At 67.0% G+C, this 1,056-nt stretch carries 1 protein-coding gene; it reads right to left on the bottom strand.

Going from position 1 to position 1,056, the window contains the following annotated elements:
* Positions 1-952: IS481 family transposase (locus RNC47_RS35945; protein WP_311605044.1), on the bottom strand; the 952-nt coding region annotated here is incomplete at its 3' end.
* Between the last annotated feature and the right edge of the window lie 104 nt (positions 953-1,056).

The following is a 1,056-nucleotide window of genomic DNA, read 5'->3' as shown; positions in this document are numbered from 1 at the left end:
TGTATTGACTCGCGGCGTTGTTAACGCGGGTGATCGGGGGTTGGCCTTCGAGTGCGGTGTGGCAGCGATGGTAGTTGTAGGTGTGGAGGTAGTCGTTGAGGGCGGCGGTTCGTTCGCTGTTGCTGCCATAGGGGCGAATGTAGGCCCATTCATCCAGTAGGGTCCGGTTCAGGCGTTCGACTTTGCCGTTGGTCTGGGGTCGGTAGGCGCGGGTGAGTTTGCCGGTGGCGCCGAGGTCGGCCAAGGCCTGCTTCCACGGGGTGCTTTTGCGGTAGGACCAGGCGTTGTCGGTCAGGACACGTTCGATGCGGTCGATGCCCACGCCTGCGAACCAGGCGGCGGCTCGTCGCAGGAAGGCGGCGCAGGTGGCGGCCTTCTCATCCGGCAGGACCTCGCTGTAGGCCAGTCTGGAGTGGTCGTCGACGGCGGAGTGGACGTAGTCGAAGCCGACACCGGTCTTCGCCGCGCGTCCCGCTTGCCGGCCCAGGACCCTGTGGCCGCCGCCGTCGGGTATCCGGCCGAGCTTCTTGACGTCCACATGGACCAGTTCACCGGGCCGCTCACGCTCGTAGCGGCGGATCACGGCGCCGGTGGGCCGGTCCAGGAAGGCCAGGCGGTTGAGGCCGTGGCGGACCAGGATCCGGTGCACGGTCGAGGCAGGCAGGCCCAGGATCGGACCGATCCTGGCTGGGCCGAGCTTGCGGGTCCTGCGCAGCTCACACACCCGCGTCTCCACAGCGTCCGGTGTGCGGTGCGGGGTGGTCCACGGGCGGCTGGGACGGTCGGCCAGGCCGGTCTCGCCCTCTGCAACGAACCTGCGCACCCACTTGTGCGCGGTCGTCCGGGAGACACCCATCTCAGCGGCGACATGGGCGACAGGGCGACCCGAACGAACCCGCTCGACCAGCAGCCGCCTGCCATGAACCGTCAGCCGGGCATTACGGTGGGACACGAAGACCTCCATGCGGTGCAGTCCTAGACAGCTCCACCACATCGGAGGTCTTCGCCATGATCAAGCCCCAACGAGTGTCAACAACGCTCGTGATCAATACACCT

The organism is Streptomyces millisiae, from assembly GCF_031845425.1.
Lineage (GTDB): Bacteria > Actinomycetota > Actinomycetes > Streptomycetales > Streptomycetaceae > Streptomyces > Streptomyces millisiae.
This window is presented reverse-complemented; position numbering and strand designations above follow the sequence as displayed.